A 24,867-nucleotide genomic window follows, 5' to 3' on the forward strand; every position below is an offset into this window, starting at 1 on the left:
CCGGGCCTCCTCATCACTTGGGGTTATCGGGCGTCGAGTACTTGTTGTGCTGTTTCCTGCATCTGCTTCACGCCTTCTTCGGGAGTGGTTGCGCCGGTGAGCACCTCCGCGATGACCGGGCGGACCGAGTTGCCCAACTCGGGTATGTAGGGGAAGGGCTCGAGCGTCGGAGCGTTACCGATGGCGTCATTGGCGGCTTCCGCGTACGGGCTGTTCTCTTCGGTGACCAAACCTTCGCGTGCGGGGTAAGCCGCGGGGATGGCTTCCAGTGACGCATCTTCGCTGACCGATGAAGCGATCATGTGGAAGAGAACCTTCGGATCCACCTTGGTGTTGGCCGGAATCGACCAGCCGTCCACGGACAGGGCGCTGAACTGCTTGCCACCCTCAATGACCGACGGCGGTGCAGCAAAAGCGAAGCTGTCGAAGTACTGGCTGTTGCTCTCCTGGGTCAGGTCAGTCATGCGGCCTGAGAACATGATGGCAATCGCAGCGGTTCCGTTGTACATCTGCTGCTGCACCGTCGGCTGGTCAAAGGTGGTGACCTGCGGATCCATGTAGGGCACCAGTGACTTCAGTTCCTCGAACGCCTGTACCGCTTCAGGTGTATCAAAATTCGGGGTGCCGTTCTCGTGGTCCGCCAGGTCCACTCCGAGCGAGCCTAGTGCGGCGTCGTAAGCGGTGAGGATGTCAGCGCTGGCGAGCCAGGGAAGTGCAAGCGGGTAGTCAACGGTGCCGGCGTCCTGAATGGCTGCCGAGACCGTCCGCAGTTCCTCGAACGTTGTTGGCGGTTCGAGGCCCAACTCGTCGAAGATGTCCTTGCGGTAGGCCATCGTGTACACCTGAGCCTGCATCGGCAGGGCGTAGACCTGTCCGTCGTAGCTCATGGCGTCGACCATCTGCTGATTGAGTCCGTCCAGCTGGTACTGGTCACCGAACTCCGCGATGTAGTCATCGAGCGGCAGGATCTTCTCACCGGCAGCAAACTCCGGAATCACGAGGCCGTAGGTCTCGAGAATGTCGTAGGTACCCTCGTCGCCCGCAAGCGTGGTGGTGGTGCGCTGCACCTGTCCGCCGAAGTCCACAGGTTCGTGAACAACCTCGACGTTGTCCTTGGAACAGCTGGCAACCATCGTGTTGGTGAAGGGATCGATGGCCGAAGAGTTGTACGCCAGCACATTCACGGTGAGGTCCGAAGCCGGCGGCTCGAAATTACAGTCAACCTCGGTTGCGTCCCCTCCTCCAGTCCTGGAACCGGCGCCACAGCTGCTGAGCAGCAACGCCGCGGTTGCCCCTAGCGCGAATGTAGCCATCAACGGGGATCGTCGTGCGCTCATATCAAACTCCTATCAAAAATGGGTGGATCAAGGGATCAGGTTCGCGGGCCTTGGCACTGCTCGCTTCGTAACGTTGGTTTATACGTATGTAATTTTGGGATCTGTCCCGATCACACGGTGATTCCGGCGTTCGCGACGTTGCAGTCACCTAATGTGAACCACGCCACATCAAAACCATACCGTAGTGCATACGTATACGCTAGAGCTTTTCCCAACCGGTCGGGACAAGTGACACCTAGCGGTTGTAACGTGCGGTTCGCAGTGTCGCCGTGTTCTTGTGCGCTTCCATTCCCTCGTAGTCCGAGATGTTCGCGACGTGCTGCGCGAGGCGCGGAGTAGCTTCCCGGGACACTCGCTGGAAGGTGAGTGGCTTCAGGAACCGGGAAACGGAGAGCCCAGCGGAGGAACGGGCACCGGTCCCGGTTGGAAGAACATGGTTCGTTCCAGTGATGCCCTTGTCCGAGTAGGCAACCGTTGACCAGGGCCCAAGAAAGATTGACCCGTAATTGGTGAGGTTCTGGTGGTAATAGTCGTCATCCTCGGTAAGGATTTCCAGGTGCTCCGGAGCCAGCGTGTCCATGAGTTCGATGGCGGTCTCCCGGTCTTCTGCGAGGTACACGGTCCCGTAGTCACGCCAGGCCGGGCCGGCGATCTCCTTGGTGGAGAGGACTGCCAACTGCTTCTCGACCTGTTCGATGACGGCTAGGCCCAGCTCGCGGGAGGTGGTCACGAGGGACGCCGGCGACTGCGGGCCATGCTCGGCCTGGCCAAGTAGATCGGCCGCAACAAGTTCAGGGTCGGCTGTCCCGTCCGCGATCACGGCTACTTCAGAAGGTCCGGCGAGCAGGTCAATGCCGACCCGCCCGAACAGCTGGCGCTTGGCCTCGGTCACGTACGCGTTTCCTGCACCGACAAGGATGTCCACCGGCTGTTCGCCCAGGAGTCCAAAAGCCATCGCAGCCAGTGCCTGCACGCCTCCGACGGCGAACGCACGGTCCACTCCCGATAGGTACGCCGCGTGCAAAACGGCCGGGTGACCGCCGGTTGGCGAGGTGGGCGGCGAACACGCAATGACCGTGGGGACGCCGGCGGCCTTCGCCACGCCCACCGTCATGAACGCACTGGCGAGGATGGGGAACCGCCCGGCTGGGAGGTAGGCACCCACGCGGGGAACGGGAATGTATTTATGCCCGGTGATGACGCCGGGGATAAGTTCAGCCTCAAAGTCGCTGAGGTGTTCGCGTTGCTCGATCGCGAACAGGCGGGTCCGCTCAGCACCGGCGGCGAGTGCTTCGCGCAACTGCGGCGAGAGTTCATCACCGGTGCGCGCGAGGTCCGCAGCGCTGATTTCGATGTCGCTTCCCTCCCAGCCGTCGAGCTTGCGGGAGTAGTTGATTACGGCGTCGATCCCGTTTTTCTCGATGTCCGAGAGCATGGAGGAGACGGTCTCAATAACAGCGGGGAGGCGCTGTGCAGGAATGCCGCCGATTTCGGGTTCCTTGAGGACGGAAAACTTGCCTTTGATGTATGCCTTGTCGGCCTCGTTGATTTGCATGCAGCTAACGTAGGTCAGATCACATCGTCAGGACAAGCCTGTATGCGACGATGCGAGGGATAATCTAAACCTATGACACTCGCCCAACTCCGAGCCTTCCTGACGGCCTATGACCTTGGCTCCTTCACCGCCGCGGCGCGCCAACTGGAGACCAGCCAGGCTTCCATTTCCGAGCTCATTGCGCGCCTCGAGGACGAGGTGGGCTTGAGCCTGTTCACGCGCGGGTCACGCAAACTGATACCGACGACGGCGGCAGCTGAGTTGAGGGTCCACGCCCAGCAGGCGCTCACTTCAGTGGACAACGGCCTCGACGCCCTGCGCTCACTGAAATCGCTCGACGGCGGTGTCTCCACCTTCGGTGTACTGCGCAACGCCGGGTACTACGACCTCGCAGACCTCGTGCAGCGATTCCACAAGCGCTACCCGAAGGTGAGGGTACGGATGATCGGCCTCAACTCGGGGCTTGTAGCTGAGTCGATTGCTGCCGGCGAAATTGAATGCGGCCTGGTGGTGCTTCCCATCGAGGAAGAGGGCCTGACCGTCAAACCTCTTTTCAAGGACGAGGTGCTCTATGTATCCACCTCCCGGGATCCCCGTGGCGGGCCGGTGACTATTGAGGAGATGGCGGCAGCTGATCTGGTTCTGTATGACGCCCACTCGGGCTGGAAGGACCCGACGCGCCGCCAGATCCGCGAGCGCGCCCACGTTGCCGGGGTCAGGATTGATCCGGCTATAGAGGTGGAGCACGTGGAGACCGCCATCAACCTCGTAGCCTCCGGCGCAGGGGACTCCATGATCAGCAAGACCATCGTCAACAGTGCCGGCTTCCCAAAGAACATCCGCTCCTTCCCCTTCGCCGAACCGCTGTACGACACCATTGCACTGGTTCAACGGGAAGCTGCATACCTCTCCCCCGCTACCAGGAAATTCGCGCAACTGGCGCAGAAAACCCTGCTCGCGAAAGTTGGTGCCGAGACGGGACGCGAACTCGTCGACTAAACCTGGGTGGAGGTAAGCGCCCTAGATCGAAACGCTCCCGCCTGCGCCGAACAGTGCGCTTTCTGCTCCGGTCCCGAAACGGACTGAATCGAACCCCTCCCTACCTCACCAATACAGTGCCTCGGCGCAAAGTTATACAAGGTTCAAGCACTGAGGGAGACCCAGGCGAAGGTCATCATGACTGCAACTGTCAGGCCCGTTAGACAGAGTAGTAAGCGATGACCGGTCATGACTGCAATAAACTCCCGAAGGTATGCGCTGGGCCAGAAGTATAAGGCGGTAGGTGAGCCGATGGCTTGTGCGTCGATACCCAGCCTTCGTGCCAGAATCGCTGCGCGCGGTGCGTGGTAGTTGTTCGTCACGATCAGGTAAGGCGGATCTATCGCGTACTGCTGCAGCAGACGGGCGCTATAGCGAAGGTTCTCTTCGGTAGTCCGTGCTCGGTCCTCGACGATGATGTGCTCACCAGGAACTCCGTGCTCGCGCAACCACTCCGCCATTGCTTCGCCTTCCGAGCGGGGCTCATCATCACCTTGCCCACCACTCGGCACGATCGGGATGTTCTGACGTGTTACTCGTCGTTGTTGTGCTGCTGTGATGGCTTGATGGAGGCGTCCTGCCAAGAGCGGTGGAACCTTCCCGGACACCAGACCGGCTCCGAGCACAATGACTGCGTGGGCCGGTGCTTGATGGGATGCAAATGCGTAGAGCGCGGTATGAGCGACGAATATGATGAATAACAGGCCAAGACAAACCTGAGCGGTCAGCAAGCCCACAGCTATTGTGCCGGTCACCCTGTTCTCGTGACGCAACAACCACACGACAATAAGGGGAAGAACCAATAGTGCGACCCCCGCTAGCAGAGAGAGCAGATTAGCGAGTGATTGGTGCTCCCGGCGAAGCATAAGAATCCCATTAGCAATCATCAAGAAGGGCAACAGCAGCAGACTCAGGGCACATACCCCAAGGACCATGAGCCTGACGACGTCGGACCCCGTTTCGAGGACCGGCACACTTGAGGTCACGAACGAGATCAGGCCCAAAAAATAGTACGAGGCCACCACGGCCAGAAGACCGTTGCGTAAGGGCCGAGGGTCTCGGCGCAACGACCACCACAGCAAACTCCCACTGAGAACGAATCCGAGGGAGGCAGCGAAGGTCTGAGCGAGAGCCATCTGCCAGGGCACTAGATCCGTCAATGGTTTCCCCCGGTGGCAGGCGTGGTCCTGAGATTTGTGCTTATTATTTCACCTGTCTGATCGCGGAAAGATCAAAAGGGCATGGGCACAGAGACCTTCTACGCGCCGCTCCTTACTAGGCGGTAAGTGTGATCCCTCCACTATGAACGGGGCGGATCTCGACACCACCCGTACTCGTTCTTACCGCCGGGTTAAGCCGAGCGATTGTTATCGCGGCGTCGAAGTCAGGGGCATCGAGAACGTAGAAGCCAGCCACGAACTGGTCTGCTTGTACAAAGGGGCCTGACGTCATGCTGTCACTGCGGATGGACACTGCTGCCGCGCGAGGTGTGAGCGCATAGGCGAGGACCATCGAGCCTGAGGCTTCAAGGTCCCGTGCGTGTTGGTCGTTTTCTTCAAGCTCAGCCTCTGCCGCGTCAAGGGCGTGGATGGACTCATCGGCATAGATGAGGATAGCGAACTGTGGCATTAGTCTTTCCTTTTGTTAGGCCGGTGGAGCAGGTCTAAAGGTAGGCACCGTGGCGACCCTGCAGATCGAACACTGAGGGCAGCGAACGGTTTAGACGAGTCATCGACCGCTTTCAACATCCTCAACGGCGTGCAACAAGCTGGGCTAGGTGTTGCAACGAAGTCTGCAGGTACTCAGCGCCAAATGGTGGGAAGCCTATCGCCTCTCGGGCCTGGTCGGTTGCTTCCGACCAGTCGTAAGTGAGGCAAGCCCGAGTCGCGCCATCCGGTGCTGGTGCAAGGTCATAGCGCCAGACCCAGCCGCCGAAGCTCAGGCGCCCCACGGAATCCTCCGTCCCAGGCCGCCAGGAAATCACCCGCAGGTGATCAAATTCTCTGATCTGGTTGGCGATTTCGTAGTGGCCGTCAGGGTGAGCGGCATGAAACATACTCATACGGAACACCTGCCCGGGCTCAGTCAGTGATTCGGTGTCCAACGCCTCACAGACCCAGCCTGTGCCATCAATTTCTGCGTGACTTGCAGAATCAGTGAGTACCGCGAACACTGCGTCCGGCGGCGCTGCAATAGTGATTGTCGCTGAGAGGGCCTCTACTGGCATGGTTTCCCTTTTCAGTTGCTGCTTACAGGTACACAAGAGACGTAACGACAAGCAGAAAGTCATCGGCCGCCGCCACCATGAGCTGGCTGTTGAGTTGGGGGCAGCCTGGACAAGCGGCAGGCGGCGAGTGTATCCGAACCCATTCAGCCTCAAACAGTGAAACCAAGCAGGCTTACTATCCGCTAGGATTCGGAAGATGACCATTGAGACGGCACCGGAATCCAAACTCAAGCAGGGCATTTCAGGCAAGCTGCTGTACCTGTTCATCCTTGGTGATGTGCTCGGCGCGGGGATCTACGCCCTCGTCGGCGTGATCGCTGGTGAAGTGGGCGGGGCAATCTGGATCCCACTGATCGTGGCCCTTGCGCTTGCGCTGCTGACTGCCGGTTCGTACGCGGAACTCGTGACGAAGTATCCGAAGGCTGGCGGCGCCGCCGTCTTCGCGAAGCGTGCCTACAAGGTCCCGTTCATCTCATTCCTCGTGGGGTTCTGCATGCTGGCTGCAGGCGTCACGAGCGCAGCCGGCCTGTCCCTTGCATTCACGGGCTATCTGGAAACGTTCGTTGCCGTGCCGGTGTCTCTGGCCGCCGTCGTCTTCCTCGCTCTGCTCGCCCTCCTGAACGCCCGCGGCATCAAGGAATCGGTCCGCAGCAACGTGGTCATGACGGTGATTGAGGTTTCCGGGCTGGTGCTTGTGATCGTCCTGGTTGCCATGTTCCTCGGTCAGGGGGGCGGCAATCCCGAGCAGATTTCACAGTTCCCGCAAGGCGTCAACCCCGGAGCGGCCGTCCTGGGTGCTTCCCTGATCGCCTACTACTCCTTCGTGGGCTTCGAGGTGTCCGCCAACGTTGCCGAGGAAGTGAAGAATCCCGCGAAGGTCTACCCCAAGGCGCTTTTCGGTGCACTCGCCACGGCAGGTGCTGTATACCTGCTGATCGGTCTCGCCTCCGCTGCCGCGTTGCCCGCCGAAGACCTCGCCGGATCCAACGCTCCACTGCTCGACGTCGTTACCGCCACCGGCTTCGGCATCCCGCCCTGGCTGTTCAGCGTGATCGCGTTGATTGCAGTCGCCAATGGTGCGCTGCTCACCATGATCATGGCCAGCCGGCTTACCTACGGCATGGCGGAAGAGCGCCTGTTCCCGTCGGTTCTCGGAAAGGTCCTGCCGAACCGCCGCACGCCCTGGGTGGCCATCGTCGCGACGACGCTCGTAGCCATGGCGCTCACCCTTACCGGCAATCTCGAATCGCTTGCCGAGACCGTGGTGCTGCTGCTCCTTTTCGTGTTCATCAGCACCAACATCGCCGTACTGGTCCTGCGCAAAGACAAGGTGGACCACAAACACTTCCGCATCCCCACGGTGATTCCCTACCTCGCAATCGCTTCCTGCATCCTGCTGCTCACCCAGCAAACCGCCGAAATTTGGCTTCGCGCAGCAATCCTGATCGGGGTGGGCGTGGTGCTCTACGCCATCAGCGCCGTTGTCACCAAACGCACCGAAAACTCCGCCCGCTCATGACCGGTTCCGCAATTTCGATCGGTATCTTCAACGGCACCCGCTTTTCGGGCGCGATAGACGAGATCGATCGATACTGCGGCAGGAAAGTAGAAGCAGGAAGGAAACGTGATCGGCGGAGATGGCGCTGATAGGTTCCCTTGTCATTGCGATCATCCTCGCGGGCCTGCACCTCGCAGCCACGCACATTCGCAAATTGCCGCTGGTCCCTGAGCATGTGACAGCGTCATTCGCTGGTGGCCTGGCCGTGGCTTATGTCTTCCTGCACTTGCTGCCTGAGATCGCGGAGGGCAACGAGGCAATCGGTGAACTGCTCGAGGACACCATCGAGGTCACGCCGCTCTTTGACCTCAGCATCTTCGTGGTCGCCCTCACCGGGTTCACCGCGTTCTACGGCCTGGATCGCCTCGCCACCACCCGTCGCGAGCAAAAGGCCGGCGATTCGGCAGGCGTCTACTGGCTCCACGTCGGGGCGTTCTCCATCTACAACGCCCTCATCACCTACACCATGACGCTGCGAATCGAGACGGGCGTGATGTTTGCGATCCTGTTCAGCATCGCGATGGGCCTTCACTTTGTCCTGACCGACAGGCATCTTGAGGAGCATTACACGCACCGGTTCAAGGCCAGCGGCCGGTTGGTGCTCGCAGGTGCGCTCCTGTTCGGTTGGGTGTTGTCGGTGCTCTTCGCCCCGACGAGCACCGTAGTGGTTGCGATCCTCACCGCGCTGCTGGGCGGCTCGGTGCTGCTCAACGTTTTCAAGGAAGAACTGCCCTCCAACCGGGGATCCAGCTTCCCCTGGTTCCTGACCGGCCTGGTTCTGTACTCGGCGCTGCTGGCGCTGATAACGGTGGTGGCCGAATGAGAAAGCAATCCGCCGACCTTGCGTGGACACGCCCCGGCTGGGACACCCTCCTTTTCAATGCAGCGTCGGAGGACAGCCAGGAGAAGAAACTGTTGACGGGAGTGGTGTGATGAAGGTTCTGTCCCGACTGGCACAGGCGGCTGGATCCGGCCTCAAGGCGGTCTTCGCCTTGCTCAAGGTGCTGCGGCCCGACCGACCAATCCACCGGCACGGGGTGGTGCTCGAAGGGACTCTGACGCACAGCCCGGCTTCCAGCGGTGAGGAGTGGATCAACGCAGCCGGTGAGGAGCCGGTCCATGCGCGGATTTCCCGGTCGATCGGACTGCCTGATGCGTTGCCGGACATCATCGGGCTGGCGCTGCGGATCGGGGACGCTGATGTGTTGCTCTCGACGACCGGGCAGGGTTTCCCAGGCCGATTCCTCCTGACGCTGCAGCGGTCCGTTGTGGACGGGCCGTTCACCTCGCTGATGCCATTCCAGGGGGTAGGCGGTCCGCTTGTCCTTGCGGTGAAACGCGACGGTTGGGCGCCTAAGCTCTCCCGGTTGTCGGAATTGCGTAGCCACGACGGCGAACTGCAGTTTGGGGTGTATTACAGCCGGCTGCTCGGCCCCTGGACCCGGTTCGGCACGTTGCGGCTTTCAGTCGCCGTGCTGCCCGACGAGGCGCTTCGTTTTGACCCGGTGGGCCGGCCGCCTGCGGGCTTGCGGACGTACGGGTGGAGCCGTAGCCTGCGCTTTCCTTCCTACACCCTCGCCCAGCGCAGGCGGCGCGGTTAGACTTCGAGAAATAACCATTCGAAGTCGAAAGCGACCCATGGAAACGAACCATAAAATTACTCCTGATGACCCGTTCCCCGAGGACCTCACCACGCTCGACGATATCGAGGTGGCGGTGCTCAACAGCCGTGTCCACAGGGAGCTCGATGCGGAGTACGCCGAGGGTTTGCCGGAGCCCGAGACGGAGGTGCGGCTCGAAGAGGTCAACCTCGAGTTGAACCGCAGGGAGCAGCAGGGCTGACACTTCCCGCCCGCTTCCTTTATTCGAAAATATGTTCTACTTTTAACTTCCGGCGCAGCGGAAGGTAGCAGGGCATGACGGCACAGACAGACGAAGTAGACCCGGGGTCAAGGCCCCTCAACGAGGAAGCGGATGTCCGCTTCAACTCACGTCATGAACCACTGGCACTGCGTTGGCGCGGGAGCATCTGGCAGGTGGTGGGCGAACCGCTGAGCTGGAGCAGCTCCCGCAGCTGGTGGGAGCCGGATCCGGCCGGGATCATGGGGCAGGGCAGTCTCATCACCCTGCGGTACTGGCGGTTCAAGGGCCAGACGGGGCCAGCATCGCCCGTCCTGGTGTTCGACATCTGCAGCGATCCGCGGTGGGAAGGTTGGCGCTTGATTCGGGTGACCAACCTGGCGGCGCACTAACTTGTGCCCTACAAGCGAAACCTATAAGGGTCATTGGGATGCATGTGGTTGTCCTGTCCCTGTGATCCGGGTTACGTTCTTCGGTAGGCAACTCCTCAGACACGGCATCTAGGACGGACGCAAATGCACACCGACAGCAAGCACCCACCAGCGGCCAACGGCTCGCTGAAGAAGACACTTGGCGTAATCGACGCTTACGCACTCGGTTTCGGCGCGATGATCGGGTTCGGCTGGGTTGTCCTCACCGGTGGGTGGATTAACGACGCCGGCACCATGGGCGCTGTCGCAGCGATGCTCATCGGGGGGCTCATCATGGCGGTGATCGGCCTGACCTACGCGGAACTTACCTCAGCGATGCCCCGCGCCGGCGGGGAACACCACTACCTGCTGCGCGGCATGGGAGCGCGCTGGTCGTTCATCGGCTCGTGGGGAATCACCGGCGGCTACGTGACCATCGTTGCGTTTGAGGCCGTTGCCCTGCCGCGCACCGTCGAGTACATCTTCCCGGGCCTGAGCCAAATTCCGCTGTGGACTATCGCCGGATCCGAGGTCAACCTCATTTGGGCGCTGGTGGGCGTCGCTGCCGCCGTCGTCATCACCGGCATCAACATCCTCGGCATCAAGCAGGCCGGGGTGACGCAGACGTTTGTGGTCATCTTCCTGCTCATCGTTGGCCTGATGCTGATGTTTGGATCCTTCACTGCCGGGTCGGTGGCCAACATGGAGCCGTTCTTCACCAACGCGGGGGGCCTGCTGACGGTTCTCGTCGTCGTGCCGTTCCTGTACGTGGGATTCGATGTGATTCCGCAGACCGCGGAGGAACTCAACATGCACCCGCGGCGGATCGGCAAGCTGATCATCATCTCCGTTCTGATCGCCACCGCCTGGTACGTCATGACCATCCTGACCGTTTCCTCCTCCATGCCGGCCGCCAGCTTGCTCCAGACTGACATCGCCACCGCCGACGCCATGGGGCTGCTCTTCAACAGCGACGTCATGGCGAAGATCCTCATCGCGGGAGGCATCGCGGGCATCCTCACATCGTGGAATTCGCTGTTGATCGGAGCCTCCCGGCTGGCCTACGCAATGGGCAAGACCGGCATGCTGCCCGCCTGGTTCGGGAAACTGCACCCGCGGTTCGGCACACCGGTCAACGCGCTGCTGTTCATCGGCGGTATGTCCGTGCTCGCGCCGTTCTTCGGCCCCGGCATGTTGGATTGGCTGGTTGCCTCTGGCTCACCGAGCATCGTCATCGCGTACCTTCTGGTGAGCATCGTCTTCGTGATCCTGCGCCGGCGGGAACCGGGGATGGAACGGCCGTTCAAGGTGGGGCGCGGAAACTCCGGCATGGCGCTCGGCATCCTTTCGATCATCCTCTGCGTCGCCCTGCTCTCCCTCTACATTCCGGGAATGCCAGCTGACATCGGCACCATCCCATACGTCCTCTTCGCACTCTGGTGGATCCTTGGCACGGTGTTTCTGCTGCGCATTCCGCGCGGGATCGAGCCCGGGCCGCATGCTGAAGAGACACTCATGCGCCGGTTGTCGGAGAAAGCGTCAGGCCGCACCCGCTGATCCTTCCGAGGTGATACGGCATCATGGTGGGATGGCTTTCACCGAGCAACTCACGATGGAGGCTGACGGCGCCAGCTTCTCCGGCACTTACGTCAGGCCAGAGACGACGACGGCGACACTCGCCATCGCGCACGGCGCTGGCGCCGGGATGGACCATCCGTTCCTCTTCGGCTTCAGCGATGCGTTGAACGCACTGGGCTACGCAACGCTGCGCTTCAACTTCCCGTACATGGAGGCCGGCAGACGCTTTCCGGACAAGCCTCCGAAAGTGATCGCGGCGTGGAGACGGGTTCTGGACGAAGCCTCAAGGCGCTCGGATGGAGAACCGGTGTGGGCGGCCGGCAAGTCCTTTGGCGGCCGGATGGCGTCGATGGCCGTTGCGGAAGGCATGCCCGCGGCGGGCCTGGTGTTCCTCGGTTACCCGCTGCATCCGCCGGGCAAGCCCGAAAAGATCCGCGACGAACACCTTTACGGCATCACGGTTCCGATGCTCTTCCTGCAGGGAAGCAACGACGCCTTCGCGAAACCGGACCTGCTTGACGCCGTCGTCGGGCGCCTGCCGGGTGCCACCCTTCAGGCGGTAGCCGACGCCGACCACTCCTTCGCGATCAAGGGCCACAAGCGGCATCAGCTTGAGATCGGCGCCTCACTGGCGCCGGCGGTGGCTGAGTTCGTCGCGACGCACTGACCTCGTGGGAGAAACTGCCCGCTATCGCGCTGCAGCCTCCCGCAGCGCACCGAGAGCCGCCCTGATGAGCTGATCCCGCGCAGGATGCATCCGCGCGTGGGCAACAATGCGTCGATAGACAGGCGGGTCAGCGAGGGGTCGTATCACCAGCGACTCGGTCAGCCCCGCTATCGCCATCCGCGGCAGCACTGTTATTCCCAACCCTGCCGCTGCCAGGCTGATCGCCGCGTGATGGTCGTCGAGCCGGGCAACGTAGCGCGGCATAAACCCCGCACTCTGGCATGCCCGTGCAATGATCTGGCCGGTCGGGCCGTCATGCATGTCGTGATCGATCCACGGTTGATCACCGAGCTCACCGAGAGAAACCGCGGGTCCGGCCGCCAAATCATGCCCGGCGGGCAGCACCACGTAGAACTCCTCTTCGGCGAGCACGCGACGCCGGTAGCCCTCAAGCTGAAGACCCATTCCCTCAACCGCTTCATTCCGGACGTCGACGTCCGGTCTCTGCCGGCCGCCGCCGGGATTCATCTCATTGCTGCTCATATCGACAACGACGCCGGGGTATGCCGCATGCAGTGATCGCACAACGTGAGGCATCCACGCCTGCGCCACGGAGGCGAAGCAGGCGATAGCTATCCGCTCAGAACGTCCGTCGCGGAGATCCTTCACGGTGCGCTCGAGGCGTTCGAGGCTGACAAGCGCGTCCTCGCTGGCCTCGGCTAGATGACGGGCTGCCGGCGTGGCTTCGATGCCACGGCCCGCCTTCTCAAACAAGACAAGCCCGGTCTGCCGGGCCAGTGATTGAAGGTGCAGGCTGATCGTAGCGGGTGAAAGGTGCAGACTTCTGGCAGCGGCGTGAACCGACCCGGCCGCAACCACAGCGCGCAAGACGGTCAGGCGGTGGGGGTCAAGCATGCACTCACTGTATGTCAGTACCGAACGATTCGATGGAAATCTTTGCTAGTGCAAGGCAGTCGTCCGATGCCAGAGTGATTCTATGAACACCTCGAGCTACCTCGCCCTCCTGGGCGTCGCCATCGTCCTCGCCATTACCCCCGGCCCGGACACCATGGTCACGCTCACCAACGCGCTTCGGGATCGCCGCGCCGGACTCATGTCTGCACTCGGAACCACGGTCGGCGTCTTTGGCTGGGCCGCGCTCGTCGCCGTCGGCGTGGCAACGTTCCTCGCAGAATCGCCAATGGCGTTCCAGGCGCTTCGCCTGCTCGGCGGCGCTTACCTGCTCTACCTTGGGTACCGCGCGGTGCGGACCTACCTCCGACCTGCCCCTGCAGTCGAACCCGCAGCAACTGGCGAGATCGCGTCGAGTGGAGGAGTAACAGGAACGACGACGGCGGTCAAGGTGCGCGCGATCGCTCCCCGAACAATACGCTCAGCCTTCACAGCCGGGCTGTTCTGCTGCCTCACGAACCCGAAGACGGGCCTCTTCTTCCTCGCACTACTCCCCCAGTTCACGCCGCCGGGGGCGGGAGCCCTGTTCGTCGTCGTCGTCATGGGTGGAACGGTGGCGGTCACGCTGGGTGTGTACCTCGTCGTCGTCGCGCTCGCTGCGCATACCGCAAGCCGCTGGCTGAAACGGCCGAGCGTCACGCGTTGGATAGAACTTGCTTCCGGCGTCATCTTCGGTGGGCTGGGCCTGATGGTCGCTATGCCGGTAATCCTGTCCTGGCTCGGCTAGTCCCCTGGAGGATTGAACACAAGCTCGGCCCTTGGCCGTGCAGGCAGTTCGTCGATCAGTTCGTTGAGGGCAAGGGCAATCGTGTTTCGCTCCCGCACTGGCAGCGGGTATATCCCGTGCAGGTAGGCGTCCAGTTCGTACGGCTGAAGGTTGCCGCCGACGCTGTAGTAGTGGAGCCAGATGTCATTGGCGCTCAAATTCGCCGCGCATGCAGCTATCCAGGTGCTGTGCTGTTGGGTCTGCTCAGTCATGATTGCCTACTTAGGCGTACGACCGGGAAACGAATAATGCCCGTGCTCTTGAAAACACACCAGGGAACCGGAATAGCCCCAGGTGGGCAAATAATTATAAGTAAGCTTACCTTCCGGTCCCGCCTGCTTGCTAGGGCGGACCGGGTAGATAGGCTCGGCAATTGGCCCCGCTCAACCCGTTCTGGCACAACCTGGCGCGCACCGGCCTATGCGGGCCTGTCGTTTCTCTGGATGTCGTTACCCGTTGGCTTGATGGAGCGCTATTTCGCTGGGGAGTGTGTCGCCTGCTTCTTGCTGCACCTGAGCAAAAGTGTCGACGTCGTTTGTAGCTTGGTAGAGGCCCGCGTTGCTGCCGGTGATGTAGAACTGGGAGGCGAGCTCACCGGTGAGCCCGGAGGGTGTGAGATAGAGAAGGTAGGTTTGCCCTGTTTCCATGAGCGTCGTCGCTGCAGGCTGGGAGTTGGATCCGATTTGCCTCACGACCACCCTTGATCCTTCGGTGAGTGGCCCGTCCGACTTAGCGACGTCCGTGACGGTGACGGTTGACAGGGTGAAAGGTGTGGTGGAGTCAATGTCCGTTGCCACCTGCTGAGTGGAGACAGACCCCACGAGGACAATTGAGCTGTCCTCCGCCAGGGTGGCGACAGAGTCATACAGTTCGACACGGGAAGCGCTCATGCTGCCGCGATTATCACCGTTACTGTCAGCACTGGCATTGGTAGGACTGCACCCTGTGATGGCAGCAACGAACGCGCTGGCACTTATGACCAGCGCTACCCTTTTGCTTCGCGTTGTGTTCATTAAAAGCCCGTTTCCTGGAACGCGTTCGACGCTCGCTCACACAGACGGTACTCCTCAGTCACGTTTCCGTAAATCGTCAGAGACATGTCACAACGTTCTAGGCGCTCTACTTATTGGTGGTGTGACCGTATGTCGGTGAAGGTCTGACCGTTGTCGTTGGAAACTTGGGCACTGTCCGAGGTCGCCACCCAAATTCTTAGAGTCGAGTCATCGAGTGTGTCGGCTGCGATAGCAGCGGCTTGGCCTGGGAACATTCCTCGTTCGGTCCAGGTCAGGCCGGCGTCTTCACTGGTATAGATCTGGCCTTCGGGTGTGATTCCGGCTGCTTGATCTTCGGAAAGGGCGGTGAGCATCAACAAGGGGGCATCGGGTACGGCTGCCCAGGTTGCGCCGTGGTCGGTGGAGCGTTGGAGGCCTTCTTCGGTGGTTGCCAGGACGATACCGTCGCTTGGTGTGGCGGAGAGCTGGTAGGCGGCAAATTGCTGTTGTGCTTGATCCCACGACATCCCGTCGGAGCTTGTGCGGAGCTTACCGTCGAAGCCGATGATGCCGGCGTCTGTGGCCGCTAATGCATGGAAGTCGGATTCTTCTTGGCGGGACAGCGGCTGCCAGGTTTGTCCGCCGTTTGTGGATCGGATGAGGCCAACCGGGTCGGGCAGTTCTGATCCTGGGCCGGGGTGGCCGGAGGCGTAGAACTCTCCGTCAGCCGTCGCGGTGAAACCCATGAGGTCGATGGTGGGGCCGACCTGGATGGCGGGCACTTTTGAGACGTTGAAGAGACCGTCGTGGGTCGCCAGTAGCACCCGGTTGGAGGAGTCCACAGTCATACCGTGAATGTGGCCTGTCGGGTAGCCCTCGGAAGCGGCGGGTTGTCCGGCTGTTTCCGCGTTTCGCGTGGCGTCAGGCGAGCAGCCCGCAAGGGCGAGGACTGCCGTTGTGAGAATGGTGGCAGTCATGACAGTGCGCTGGTGTGAATGATGGAGGCTGGCCCGGGGCATGATGGTGGTCCTTAAAGGGTCGGGAGAATCAGGAAGGGTGGGAGGGCCAGTCTCACTGGCCCTCCCTTGGTGTGAGCTCGGGCCGGTTAGAGTTCGGCGAGCAGCTCTTCCATTTCCTGGATCTCGGCCTGCTGAGTTTCGATGATGGTTTCGGCGAGGGTGATCGCGTCGGGGTTTTCGCCGTTGTCGATTTCCTCTTGAGCCATGTCGACGGCGCCGTTGTGGTGCGCGGTCATGGACTCGAGGAACATCCGGGCTGCTTCTTCACCTTCAGCAGCTTCGAGCTCGGCCATCTGGTCTTCGCTCATCATGCCGTCCATACCCTTTATACCGCCGCCCATGGAGCCCATGTCGTGGCCTTCCATTCCGCCTTCAGCTTCCACGGGTTCGCTCCAGGCGTCGAGCCAGCTGGTCATCGTTTCGATCTCGGGGGCTTGGGCTTCCTTGATCTTGGTGGCCAGCGCGGTGATTTCCGGGCTGATGTCTTCCTTGGCGAGCATGATGTCGCTCATCTCCACTGCCTGCTGGTGGTGAGGAATCATCATTTGGGCGAACATGACGTCCGCTTCGTTGTGCTCTGCCGACACTTCTTCGGTGCCGGACTCGGGTGAGGTGGTTGTTTCGGGAGCTGAGGCTGATGCTGATGGTTCCCCGGCTGGGGGTACGGTCTCGAGGGCATCGCTGCCGCATCCGGCGAGGGTGATGACAGTGGCAACGCTTAAGGCTGAGAGGGAAAGGTAACGCTTCATGGTGATCTGATCCTTCGGGTTTACCTGATGTGGACTGTGCTGTGCTGCCTGGGATGGGCAGCCCGTGACCGCCACACACGTCAGCCACTTAACGGCGAACGGTGACGGCTTGCGCAGTGGATCATGTCCGGCTGATGCAGAGCCGGATCAGTGAAGGAGCAGGAAAGGTTAACGGTCGCAGGAGTATCTGCGGAGGACCGCGCAGGAGTACGGTGCCGGGCACGAGTCGTCCAGCGGTAAGGAGGAAGGCGAGGAGGGTGATGACGATGAACGCCAGAACGCACAGTCCCATGGCAGCAACTTCATCCCCACATGAACCAGCACAGCCGTGCCCTACTTCGGTAGCGTTGGTTGTGTTCGCGGATGAGGCGGTATGCGTTTGCTCGGCTGATCCGGTGTGTGAGCTCGCCTCGAAAACCAGTGAACCCGAGAGTGTTGCGACGGGATCGGTGGGGATGGTAGGCCCGTGTGCAGCGGATCCGTGTCCACCCATCCACACGTGCATGGCAAGGATCCCGACGATGACAGCACTTAGGCCGAGGAACCTCAGGGCGGCACGCGGGAAAGCCAGGGCTGCCCTGATGCGTCCTGCTTTGCTCACTGCCACTTTCCTGTCCTTTCCTGTCCGATGCTTGGTCCTAAGCCTAGTGAAGGACCCGCATCCTCCCCCAACGTAGGGGAGGATGCAGGTCATGGTGTTAGTTACTACTACGTGCCGGTGCGATGATGCGTTCCGGGCTGAGGTCGATCCGGCGCAACAGCTGCGCATTCAACGCGACCACGATCGTGGAAACGCTCATCAGCACTGCACCCACGGCCGGTGAGAGCACGAACCCGGCAAATGCCAGGACACCGGCGGCCAGCGGTACGGCCAGGACGTTGTAACCGGTCGCCCAGACCAGGTTTTGGATCATCTTGCGGTAGCTCGCCCTGGACAGGTCGATCATCGCGAGCACCGAGCGGGGGTCATTTCCTGCCAGGACGACGCCGGCGGATTCCATTGCGACGTCGGTTCCTGCTCCGATCGCGATGCCCACCTCGGCGCGTGCCAGGGCGGGGGCGTCGTTCACACCGTCGCTGACCATCGCCACTTTCAGCCCGCGTGACTGCAGTTCGGCGACCTTGGAGTCCTTGTCTTGGGGCAACACGTCGGCGAAGACTTCATCGATGCCCAGCTCGGCCCCGACTGCCTCCGCGACCTGGCGCGCATCTCCGGTGATCATCGCAACCTTCACCCCACGGTCCTGGAGGGCTTTGACTGCGGCCCGGGACTCGTCCCGGACACGGTCCTCGAGCCGGACCGCACCGATGATCCCGCCGTCCTGGACGATATGCAGTACGGAAGCGCCTCGGGCCACCCATTCCTGGACGGTGCCGGTCATGGCCGCCGGAGTTTCCAGGCCGAGTTCCTCGAGCATGTTAGGTCCGCCCACGGCCACGTCCGAGCTGTTGACCGTTGCCCTCACTCCGCGTCCGGTCATTGAGGAGAAGCCGCTGCCGCGGTAACCGAGGCGTGCAGCCTCAGGGTGATCCGCGGCCGCTTGCACGATTGCCCGGGCGACCGGGTGCTCGCTGTCTGATTCGACAGCCGCTGCAAGGGCGAGCATCTCTGCTTCGCTGACACCGCCGGTTGTGGTGGTGGCGGTGACAGCGTGGCGTCCTTCGGTGAGGGTGCCCGTCTTGTCGAACAGGACGACGTCGATAGTGCGCATACGCTCTAGGGCCATCCGGTTCTTGATCAGCACTCCGGCTTTAGCGGCGCGTTCCGTTGAGATGGCAATGACCAAGGGGATGGCCAAGCCGAGTGCGTGGGGGCAGGCAATCACGAGAACTGTGACGGTGCGGATCACCGCGTCATCCGGGCTGCCCAGCATCAGCCAGGCAATGAACGTCAGGATGCCTGAACCTAACGCGAAGTAAAACAACAGCGCAGCCGCGCGGTCTGCCAGGGCTTGGGCCCTTGACGAGGATGCTTGTGCTTCCGCGACCAGGCGCTGAATTCCCGCGAGGGTAGTGTCCGAGCCGGTCGCGGTGATCTCCACCCTCACGGCGTTGTCAGTGGCAACCGTGCCGGCCACGACTGTCTCTCCGATGGTGCGGGAGACGGTCCGGGACTCACCGGTGATCATGGACTCATCGAACTCTGCTGCCCCGTCAACGATGTCACCATCTGCCGGGACCCGGGCACCGGAACGGACCAGCACGATGTCCCCAGTGGCCAGGGAGGCAACCGGAACTGTTTCGATGCCGGCATCAGTGACCTTGTCCGCTTCGTCCGGCAGCAGGGCCGCCAACGCGTCCAGCGCTCCTGCTGCTGAGCCAAGCGCGCGCATCTCCATCCAGTGGCCCAGCAGCATGATGAGGACCAGGAGAGTAAGCTCCCACCAGAAGTCGAGGTTGAAGTTGCCGATGCCCAGGGTGGTGATCCAGGAGGCGATGAACGCAACACTGATGGCCATGGCAATCAGTAGCATCATGCCAGGCTGACGGGATTTCAGCTCGGTGACGCCGCCCTTGAGGAACGGCGCACCGCCGTAGAAGAAGATGATGGTGCCAAGAATCGGTGAGATCCACATGGCACCGGGGAACTCCGGCGGCGTGTATCCGACGATCTCGGCGAACATGTGGCTGAACAGGACGACCGGGACGGTCAGGATCAGGCTGACCCAAAAGCGGTTCTTGAACATCGCCGTGGAGTGCCCGGCATGCTGACCGTGCGAATGAACCTCATGCTCGGCATCCGTGTGGTGAAGATGGCCGTCGTCGTGGCTGGCGGTCAGCGCGGATGCCGGTTCCGACACAGGCATAGCCTGTCCGTGGGTATTGGAATCCGCGGTGTCCGTGCTGTGGTGTGTTTGGTGTTTCATGATGATTCTCCTTCGGTCTCGCAGGGGCTTGGCCCCGGACCTGGAAAGTCAGGCGTTGGTTAGCCGGTAGCCAGCCTGCTCGACCGCGGAGCGTACCGCTTCGGCAGGGACGGGCTGACCGCTGTGGACGGTGACCGTGGAGGCCCCGCCCGGAACGAGGTCGACAGTGACGTTCGAAACCTCATCAAGAGCGCTGATAGCTGACGTGACCCGGGAGGCGCAGGAACCACAGGTTAAACCGGTCACAGCGAAGTCAGCGGAGATGCTCTCGTCAGCCGGTTCGGTGATTTGCGCCTCTGCTTCCTGTGAAGCGCAACATGCGCATCCGGTGGAGGACTTGTCGGTCAAGGTCAGATCTGAAGTGGAAGTAGAAGTGCCGCACATGATGATCTCCAAAAACGAGGAAGTGGTTATTTGAGAATCAGCGCCTGCAGTGAACCGGTTGGTCAGATACCGTCGCAGCCGCGTCGAGTGACCTTCAAGGAGTAAGCGGCCCAATCAGATGGGCTCGGACTTCCCGCTCCGGTAACCATGAATTTATACCCCCAGGGGGTATATGTCAAGGCCCAATCCGAAAGCATTCACCAACGCATTCCGCTCCTCCATGGTGATCCCGAGCAGGGATCCGTGCCGTGCGCCTTCGGGCAGTCGCGCTTCCTCCGCGGGCTCCCAGAGACCGGACGCCAGATCATCAGTCCGGAAAGCCGTGTATCCGCGGTTGGAAAACTCATCGATCAGCAGGATCCACGAACGTCCAGACGGGTCTGCGGTGACAATCGGCCCTTCGCCCTGGGCAAGAGCTGAGGATCCGACGCCCTCAGCCACCAGGCTGAACTCACCGAAAACACCTGCCTCGCTGCGCTCCTGGAAGACGTGCTTTCCGTGCGGCGCTGCCGCTGACCGCTCCCGCTCATCCTTCGTGAACCGGTGGACCGTGCCGTCCTGCTCCAGGAACGTCGTGTCGATGACTGAGTACCCGGGGTCGTGATAGGTCTCGGCAGGAGTGAAAGCAAGGAAGTCGCGTGTCCGGCTGGAGAGAATACGGAGGTGACTCTCCCGCTCGCGCCGGGGGTCGCCGTCGTCGTACTGTGTAGACGCCCAGACCACCACGTACTCCCCCGTGTTGCGGTCGAAGGTCGCCTCGGGCGCCCAGGTACAACCCGACGACGACGGCGAGACGGTTACGCTGCGCGGCCCGCTCCAGCGGCACAGGTCAGCGGAGTCCCAGACGATGATGTCGCGGCTGCCGTGCCGGAGGGCGGCGGACCAGTCGTGTGCGGGGTAGACGCGCAGGTCGGTCGCGAGGAGGTGGAATCCGCCGTCGAGCCCGTTCCGGACGAGGAACGGATCGCGTACGCCGCGCTCGGACACCAAGACCGGCTTCCCGCCATTCAGCGGGGAGAAATCGAGCGGTGCTTGCGGGCTGCTGAGTGCGAAATAGACCTGCTCACCGTCGGCGGTCGATTCGCCGCGAAAGTAGGCGAACAGGAAGGCGGCAGGCGATGACATGCTCGAAAGTATCCCATCACTGCCGCGCGGAAATGACCTACGGTGGACACCATGAGCCCAGCCGGACCCGCGAACCTGACCGTCGTCCCCGCGCAGGCGGACCCCACCACGCCGCTTCCCGCCGTCCTCGTGCTGCCGGGCGGCGGTTACGGCCAGACGTCCGCGCATGAGGCCGAGCCCGTAGCGGAGTGGCTGGCGAAGATCGGGATTCACGCATTCGTGCTGCGCTACCGGGTGGCACCGGAACGGCATCCTGCTCCCCTTACCGACGCCAAGGAAGCGATGCTGTGGATTCGCGGGGGCTCCCACGGACTGGCCGTTGATACTGACCGCGTGGGGGTGCTGGGTTTCTCTGCCGGAGGGCACCTTGCCGCGACGCTGGCCACCGCTGCGGCGACCGGTAACGCTGCCCTCGACGTCCCCGGCGCCGTGCCGAACCTGTCTATCCTCTGCTACCCCGTCATCTCCTTCACTGACGCCGTGCACCAGGGGAGCATCGACAACCTGCTCGGCCACGCGCCGTCGTCGGGCCTGATCCGGGAGCTCTCGCCGGAACTGAACGTGACGTCCGCAGCGCCGCCGTCGTTCCTCTGGCACACAGCCAGCGACGGCGTCGTGCCCCTCGACCACAGCCTCGCCTACGTGCGCGCACTCGTTCGCGCGGGAGTGCCGGCTGAGTTGCACGTCTTCCCGCACGGTGAGCACGGGCTGGGTTTGGCTCTTGCGGATCCGGGCGCGGACCAGTGGACTGGACTGTGTGAGCGCTGGCTGGCGCGGCAAGGATGGGTGGACTGATGGCGAAGCTGATTTACTCGATGATCGGGTCCCTGGACGGCTACGTTGCCGACTCCTCCGGCGACTTTCAATGGGCCACTCCCGACGACGAGATCCTCGACTACATCAACGCTCAGGAACGCCCGATCGGCACGTACCTCTACGGCCGGCGGATCTACGAGTTGATGACCGTGTGGGAGACGGATCCGGATGTCGTTGCCGATACACCGGCCGCTCAGGAGTACGCGGAGATCTGGCAGGGTGCGGAGAAGATTGTGTACTCCACAACCCTTGAGCAGGTTACGACGACGAAGACCCGCCTCGAGCGGGCCTTTGACCCTAACGCGGTGGCGCGGTTGAAGGAGGAGACTTCGGCGGACCTCGGGATCAGCGGGCCGACTCTCGCCGTTCACGCTTTCCGCGCGGGGCTGATCGATGAGGTGTACCTGTTGCTGTTGCCGGTGATTATTGGCGGCGGTTTAAGTCTGTTTCCGCCGGATATCCGGCTGGACCTGAAGTTGAAGGACACGCGCAGGTTCGGCAACGGGACGGTGGCGCTGCAGTACGACGTCGGGCGTTAGCGGGCCAACTAAGCTTCAGAACGCTCGGGCTGGGTCGACTTCAGGAAGACCGTGGTCCGGCGGAACTCCCACACCAACGTCGAGGCCGCAGCAACGAACACGGCGATGAGCAGAATGGAAAAAAGATCCCAAAGATCCCAAATCCCTAGCGCTTGAGGGGCGAAAATGAGCAAGAATCCCGGAGAGATCATCATTTGTGTTGCGAGGCCCTTGCGCATCTGAATCGCTATACCCCGAGCAACAACGCGTTCCTCTCCGTCAGCAGGCATTAGTCCACGAGCCTGGCGGCTCGCACGCTTCGCCTCGTCCTCGTCGACCAAATACCCGATGAGCGGCCCATCCGGCGTGACCCACGGGCTCACCCGCTTCGAGGAGTAGACGAACCCACTAACCATGACTGCTACACCAGAAAACATCACCCCGATACCGATGTATTGCCAATCGGTCCCCCCGAAAACGATCAGACCAACGATCCACCCCGCGGCTACGCACCCAATCAAAACAGGAAGGAAAACGGTGACGTAGAAGCGTTTCACGGCGCCTGAGATGCCGTGATCCTCAAGCCGACTGGCGTGACAGATAGCGCGCGCCCAACCGGAGGAACGCTCGGTCACATCCATGTTTCCCCCTTCATGCGAAGCGGCTTCAAGCATCTCCCGCCGCACCTGCTGCCACAAGGGCTCGTGAATCAGAGGAGTTGTACGAGGATGACCGCGACCACGAGACTGAGCGCCGCCACGACACCGATGTGCAACCACCAGCTTCCGGAACCGACTGGACGGGCCCGCTGTTCCGCTTTCGGAACGGTGATGCCCAAAAGATCCGTTATCTTCCGCACGCGCCCGGGTTCATTACTCATCCTCAGAGGCTACCCTCGGCTGACGATACCCACGCGTAGCCAAAAGGACGCGGGCGGGCCATGACGGTTACCGATTAGCGCGGGCAGCAAGTATTTCCAGGTAATGCGGATTGTGCATGATGCCCAGGACATTTCCGAAGGGGTCGACCACCGAGGCCGTCGTGAAACCAGTCCCGCGCTCGGTGATCGGCTCGTATTCGGTGGCGCCCATCGCGAGCAGTTTTTCCATCGTGCCGGGGAGGTCATCGACGTGCCAAAACATTACCGCTCCGCCTGGGGCGGCCACCGAACCGGAGGGAGCGTAGCGGCGGTCGATAAGGCCGAGTTCGTCTTCATCGTCGCCAACCCTGAACTCCAGGTAGGCCGGTGCCGCAGGAGGTGCGGGAAAAGCATAGTACGGTTCCATCCCCAGCAATTCGGTGTACCAGCCGCTGGCCGCAGCCAGATCATCCGCGTAGAAGCTGATGGTTGCAAATCCTCGAAACATGGGTTCTCCCCGGTGTGAAGGGCGTAGTTCCGCCGCGGTGAATAACATCATGCGCCCCTAAAGTGCTCATCTAATGAACACTTTTCTGGAAGGATCTAGGCATGCGCGCGGATCGGTTAGTGGCCACACTGCTACTCATGCAATCTCGCCGCCGCGTCACGGCAGCAGAGGTGGCCGCTGAGTTCGAGGTCTCGGTAGCCACCGCCCGACGTGACCTCGAAGCACTCTCGGCGGCCGGCGTCCCTGTCTACCCACAGACCGGAGGCGGAGGCGGATGGTCGCTCATCGGAGGCGCTCGTACTGACCTTTCCGGCCTTACATCAGCTGAGGCCAGGGCTCTATTCCTGCTCGCGGGTCCGGCCGCTTCCCTCGAGCCACCGGTCCGGTCGGCTCTGCGTAAGCTCGTGCAAGCTCTGCCTGATCCATTCCGCGTTGACGCGGAGGCGGCCGCCGACGCCGTCGTGGTCGATTCCGCCGGGTGGGGCGAGCATGACCGTGTGCGCCCAACAATGGTGCACACTCTTCAGGACGCAGTCATCCACCGACGGAAAGTCCTACTGGAGTACGAAAACCGCGGGGAACGGACTCGGCGCCTCATTGACCCGTGGGGTCTGGTTGATAAGGATGACGTTTGGTATCTCGTCGCTGGCACCGCCAAGGGGCAACGGACCTTCCGCGTTGACCGGATCATCGAAGCAACCCAAACTGACCTCGCCGCCGAGCGGCCCACCGGCTTCGAGCTGTTGCCCGAATGGAACCGAGTCGTTGACGAAGTCGAACAGCACCGCGCACGATTCTCTGCGACTGTGCTCATTGCCGAACGCCTAATGCCGGTCCTGCGCGCCCAGTTCGGCCGGCATTGCGAACCGCTGGAAACCTGCGACGACGGTCGCGTGCGCGTACGCATCGCTGCACCCATGGCGTTGTCAATCGCTGAAACCATTGCTGGCTGGGGTGCCACCGTTGAGGTCCTGGAACCCGATGCAGTTAAGGCTGAACTCGCCCGGCTCGGGGCCGAGCTCGTAGCGCGTTATGCACAGAGCTAGGGCCACCTACTAGGCT

At 61.9% G+C, this 24,867-nt stretch carries 29 protein-coding genes; 12 read left to right on the forward strand and 17 right to left on the reverse strand.

All coding sequences use genetic code 11. The features are described from left to right. Nucleotides 1–23: 23 nt before the first annotated feature. On the reverse strand, nt 24–1,337 hold the full coding sequence (locus tag ACWA1U_RS02770; protein WP_463723822.1) for an ABC transporter substrate-binding protein: 1,314 nt from the start codon (nt 1,335–1,337) through the stop codon (nt 24–26). A 235-nt stretch (nt 1,338–1,572) separates the two neighbouring features. After that, a complete protein-coding gene (gene hisD, locus ACWA1U_RS02775) occupies nt 1,573–2,892 on the reverse strand; it encodes a histidinol dehydrogenase (protein WP_463723823.1) in 1,320 nt (439 codons plus the stop codon). 72 nt (nt 2,893–2,964) lie between these two features. Here hisD and ACWA1U_RS02780 point away from each other — a divergent pair, with 72 nt between their 5' ends. Next, on the forward strand, nt 2,965–3,891 hold the full coding sequence (locus tag ACWA1U_RS02780; RefSeq protein WP_463723824.1) for a LysR family transcriptional regulator: 927 nt from the start codon (nt 2,965–2,967) through the stop codon (nt 3,889–3,891). Between the two features lie 143 nt (nt 3,892–4,034). Here the strand turns inward: ACWA1U_RS02780 and ACWA1U_RS02785 are convergent, their stop codons facing one another. The 3 genes from ACWA1U_RS02785 to ACWA1U_RS02795 all read right to left on the reverse strand — a co-directional run bounded on the left by ACWA1U_RS02785 (nt 4,035) and on the right by ACWA1U_RS02795 (nt 6,157). Next, nucleotides 4,035–4,952: a YdcF family protein gene (locus ACWA1U_RS02785; protein WP_463723825.1), complete on the reverse strand. Its 918-nt coding sequence runs from the start codon at nt 4,950–4,952 to the stop codon at nt 4,035–4,037. Nucleotides 4,953–5,205: 253 nt separating this feature from the next. Then, entirely contained in the window at nt 5,206–5,559 is a 354-nt protein-coding gene (locus ACWA1U_RS02790; protein ID WP_463723826.1) for a YciI family protein, read from the reverse strand. A 121-nt stretch (nt 5,560–5,680) separates the two neighbouring features. After that, complete coding sequence (locus ACWA1U_RS02795) at nt 5,681–6,157, reverse strand: SRPBCC family protein (protein ID WP_463723827.1); 477 nt, start codon at nt 6,155–6,157, stop codon at nt 5,681–5,683. Between the two features lie 196 nt (nt 6,158–6,353). On the opposite strand from ACWA1U_RS02795, the gene ACWA1U_RS02800 reads away from it, so the two are divergent. The 7 genes from ACWA1U_RS02800 to ACWA1U_RS02830 all read left to right on the forward strand — a co-directional run bounded on the left by ACWA1U_RS02800 (nt 6,354) and on the right by ACWA1U_RS02830 (nt 12,230). Further along, a complete protein-coding gene (locus ACWA1U_RS02800) occupies nt 6,354–7,676 on the forward strand; it encodes an APC family permease (RefSeq protein ID WP_463723828.1) in 1,323 nt (440 codons plus the stop codon). 118 nt (nt 7,677–7,794) lie between these two features. Beyond that, nucleotides 7,795–8,538, forward strand: coding sequence for a hypothetical protein (locus ACWA1U_RS02805; protein ID WP_463723829.1), 744 nt, complete (start codon nt 7,795–7,797; stop codon nt 8,536–8,538). Between the two features lie 109 nt (nt 8,539–8,647). Beyond that, nucleotides 8,648–9,316, forward strand: a complete 669-nt coding sequence (locus ACWA1U_RS02810; RefSeq protein WP_463723830.1) for a hypothetical protein — start codon at nt 8,648–8,650, stop codon at nt 9,314–9,316. A 37-nt stretch (nt 9,317–9,353) separates the two neighbouring features. Continuing rightward, a complete protein-coding gene (locus ACWA1U_RS02815) occupies nt 9,354–9,557 on the forward strand; it encodes a hypothetical protein (RefSeq protein ID WP_463723831.1) in 204 nt (67 codons plus the stop codon). A 74-nt stretch (nt 9,558–9,631) separates the two neighbouring features. Beyond that, nucleotides 9,632–9,967 carry a hypothetical protein gene (locus ACWA1U_RS02820; RefSeq protein ID WP_463723832.1) on the forward strand — a complete coding sequence of 112 codons (336 nt, stop codon included), beginning with the start codon at nt 9,632–9,634 and terminating at the stop codon, nt 9,965–9,967. Nucleotides 9,968–10,090: 123 nt separating this feature from the next. Then, complete coding sequence (locus ACWA1U_RS02825; RefSeq protein ID WP_463723833.1) at nt 10,091–11,542, forward strand: APC family permease; 1,452 nt, start codon at nt 10,091–10,093, stop codon at nt 11,540–11,542. 31 nt (nt 11,543–11,573) lie between these two features. Next, nucleotides 11,574–12,230 carry an alpha/beta hydrolase family protein gene (locus ACWA1U_RS02830; protein WP_463723834.1) on the forward strand — a complete coding sequence of 219 codons (657 nt, stop codon included), beginning with the start codon at nt 11,574–11,576 and terminating at the stop codon, nt 12,228–12,230. 21 nt (nt 12,231–12,251) lie between these two features. Here the strand turns inward: ACWA1U_RS02830 and ACWA1U_RS02835 are convergent, their stop codons facing one another. Beyond that, nucleotides 12,252–13,145: a LysR family transcriptional regulator gene (locus ACWA1U_RS02835; protein WP_463723835.1), complete on the reverse strand. Its 894-nt coding sequence runs from the start codon at nt 13,143–13,145 to the stop codon at nt 12,252–12,254. Nucleotides 13,146–13,227: 82 nt separating this feature from the next. Here ACWA1U_RS02835 and ACWA1U_RS02840 point away from each other — a divergent pair, with 82 nt between their 5' ends. Further along, nucleotides 13,228–13,929 carry a LysE family translocator gene (locus ACWA1U_RS02840; protein WP_463723836.1) on the forward strand — a complete coding sequence of 234 codons (702 nt, stop codon included), beginning with the start codon at nt 13,228–13,230 and terminating at the stop codon, nt 13,927–13,929. Here the strand turns inward: ACWA1U_RS02840 and ACWA1U_RS02845 are convergent. From ACWA1U_RS02845 to ACWA1U_RS02880, 8 genes are all read right to left on the reverse strand, one after another. Further along, nucleotides 13,926–14,180, reverse strand: a complete 255-nt coding sequence (locus ACWA1U_RS02845; RefSeq protein WP_463723837.1) for a hypothetical protein — start codon at nt 14,178–14,180, stop codon at nt 13,926–13,928. The two genes, ACWA1U_RS02840 and ACWA1U_RS02845, sit on opposite strands and share 4 nt — an antisense overlap. A gap of 237 nt (nt 14,181–14,417) precedes the next feature. Then, nucleotides 14,418–14,858, reverse strand: a complete 441-nt coding sequence (locus tag ACWA1U_RS02850) for a hypothetical protein (RefSeq protein ID WP_463723838.1) — start codon at nt 14,856–14,858, stop codon at nt 14,418–14,420. A gap of 233 nt (nt 14,859–15,091) precedes the next feature. Continuing rightward, nucleotides 15,092–15,979 (reverse strand): F510_1955 family glycosylhydrolase, encoded by an 888-nt coding sequence (locus tag ACWA1U_RS02855; RefSeq protein ID WP_463723839.1) that lies wholly within the window; start codon nt 15,977–15,979, stop codon nt 15,092–15,094. An 86-nt stretch (nt 15,980–16,065) separates the two neighbouring features. Continuing rightward, entirely contained in the window at nt 16,066–16,728 is a 663-nt protein-coding gene (locus tag ACWA1U_RS02860; RefSeq protein WP_463723840.1) for a DUF305 domain-containing protein, read from the reverse strand. A gap of 121 nt (nt 16,729–16,849) precedes the next feature. Then, the gene (locus tag ACWA1U_RS02865; protein WP_463723841.1) at nt 16,850–17,329 is read right to left on the reverse strand and encodes a hypothetical protein; all 480 of its coding nucleotides are present in this window, start codon (nt 17,327–17,329) and stop codon (nt 16,850–16,852) included. Between the two features lie 97 nt (nt 17,330–17,426). After that, nucleotides 17,427–19,595 (reverse strand): heavy metal translocating P-type ATPase, encoded by a 2,169-nt coding sequence (locus tag ACWA1U_RS02870; RefSeq protein WP_463723842.1) that lies wholly within the window; start codon nt 19,593–19,595, stop codon nt 17,427–17,429. 48 nt (nt 19,596–19,643) lie between these two features. Continuing rightward, nucleotides 19,644–19,979, reverse strand: a complete 336-nt coding sequence (locus ACWA1U_RS02875; RefSeq protein WP_463723843.1) for a heavy-metal-associated domain-containing protein — start codon at nt 19,977–19,979, stop codon at nt 19,644–19,646. Between the two features lie 153 nt (nt 19,980–20,132). Next, nucleotides 20,133–21,104 (reverse strand): glycoside hydrolase family 43 protein, encoded by a 972-nt coding sequence (locus tag ACWA1U_RS02880; protein ID WP_463723844.1) that lies wholly within the window; start codon nt 21,102–21,104, stop codon nt 20,133–20,135. Nucleotides 21,105–21,155: 51 nt separating this feature from the next. Between ACWA1U_RS02880 and ACWA1U_RS02885 the strand changes: the two genes are divergently transcribed. Further along, nucleotides 21,156–21,899, forward strand: a complete 744-nt coding sequence (locus ACWA1U_RS02885) for an alpha/beta hydrolase (RefSeq protein WP_463723845.1) — start codon at nt 21,156–21,158, stop codon at nt 21,897–21,899. Then, entirely contained in the window at nt 21,899–22,459 is a 561-nt protein-coding gene (locus ACWA1U_RS02890) for a dihydrofolate reductase family protein (protein WP_463723846.1), read from the forward strand. The genes ACWA1U_RS02885 and ACWA1U_RS02890 overlap by 1 nt, the downstream gene beginning before the upstream one ends. A gap of 8 nt (nt 22,460–22,467) precedes the next feature. On the opposite strand, the gene ACWA1U_RS02895 is transcribed toward ACWA1U_RS02890, so the two are convergent. The 3 genes from ACWA1U_RS02895 to ACWA1U_RS02905 form a co-directional block, all read right to left on the reverse strand. Further along, a complete protein-coding gene (locus ACWA1U_RS02895; protein WP_463723847.1) occupies nt 22,468–23,079 on the reverse strand; it encodes a hypothetical protein in 612 nt (203 codons plus the stop codon). A 68-nt stretch (nt 23,080–23,147) separates the two neighbouring features. Next, entirely contained in the window at nt 23,148–23,318 is a 171-nt protein-coding gene (locus tag ACWA1U_RS02900; protein WP_463723848.1) for a hypothetical protein, read from the reverse strand. A gap of 67 nt (nt 23,319–23,385) precedes the next feature. After that, nucleotides 23,386–23,805 carry a VOC family protein gene (locus ACWA1U_RS02905; RefSeq protein WP_463723849.1) on the reverse strand — a complete coding sequence of 140 codons (420 nt, stop codon included), beginning with the start codon at nt 23,803–23,805 and terminating at the stop codon, nt 23,386–23,388. Nucleotides 23,806–23,906: 101 nt separating this feature from the next. Between ACWA1U_RS02905 and ACWA1U_RS02910 the strand changes: the two genes are divergently transcribed. Beyond that, entirely contained in the window at nt 23,907–24,851 is a 945-nt protein-coding gene (locus ACWA1U_RS02910; protein ID WP_463723850.1) for a helix-turn-helix transcriptional regulator, read from the forward strand. Nucleotides 24,852–24,867 lie beyond the last annotated feature (16 nt).

The sequence above is a fragment of the Arthrobacter sp. TRD_SC_6 genome (assembly GCF_055361185.1).